Origin of the sequence: Pseudostreptobacillus hongkongensis (genome assembly GCF_001559795.1) — a bacterium.
Taxonomy (GTDB): domain Bacteria; phylum Fusobacteriota; class Fusobacteriia; order Fusobacteriales; family Leptotrichiaceae; genus Pseudostreptobacillus; species Pseudostreptobacillus hongkongensis.
The window spans coordinates 1-905 of the sequence record NZ_LOHY01000128.1; the positions used below are offsets into that span (position 1 = coordinate 1).

General features: G+C 22.4%; 2 protein-coding genes. One reads left to right on the top strand and one right to left on the bottom strand.

All coding sequences use genetic code 11. The annotated features are described in order from the left end of the window. Window positions 1-295 (top strand): class I tRNA ligase family protein (locus AYC59_RS07825; RefSeq protein ID WP_156445511.1); only part of this gene is annotated, 295 nt, incomplete at its 5' end. On the opposite strand, the gene AYC59_RS06420 is transcribed toward AYC59_RS07825, so the two are convergent. Further along, window positions 181-905 (bottom strand): helix-turn-helix domain-containing protein (locus tag AYC59_RS06420; RefSeq protein ID WP_211260031.1); only part of this gene is annotated, 725 nt, incomplete at its 5' end. The genes AYC59_RS07825 and AYC59_RS06420 overlap by 115 nt on opposite strands.

Sequence of the window (905 nt, forward strand, 5' to 3'; positions counted from 1 at the left end):
TGATCGTGGTCAAAAAATAGAAGAAAGTGTTAAAAAAAATAATGTTACATCACAAGAATGGATAGATTCTATGAAATCTGATTTTATTAAATTGTGGTATAAATTAAATATAGAATATGATGAGTTTGTTAGAACAACTAATCCTACACATGAAAATGTTCAAAAAATTATAGAAACTGTTTATAACAATGGAATAAACATAGTTAATATATACCCACTATTTCTTCCATTAATTCTACAACCCTCTACTAAATCTATTTCAACTATTGTTTTTCTAGGATTATCACTTGTATAACTCAAAAATCTTTCATAATCCATACCAACTAATCTATCAATTTTATTTGATTTTTCATAAAGTATTTTCTCATTATTCTTAGGTATTTTTATTTTCTTTTTATTATACTTTATTAACCCTTCATCAATCCAATTATATATACTTTTTTTAGATACCATATCATTATATTTTAAAGTCATAGAAGAGTGTATGTGTGAAATTGGTTGTCCTTTATTTATTCTAATAGCAACCTCATTTAGATACTTTTCTTGCTTCAAACTTATTCTTTTACCTCTTTTATTATCATAATCTTTTTGTGCTTCATTTACATCATATATTAAATAGTCATAAGTACAAGTATTAGATAAATATCTAGGACATTTATTACATACTTTAGGATGTGTATTTAATATGGGGCATAATCTTTCTATATTATCAAACTCATTTCCTATATTTATTCTTTTAGTATTTTTAAACAATATTTTTCTATTATTAATTTCTCTAAATATTCTATGATATGAAACATCTATTATATCAGCTATTTCTTTTATACTCTTATTTTCTTTTAATAAAATTTCAATTTTTAATCTTTCTTTTATGGTTAAATGCATTTTCTTTCCCTTCCTTTTTT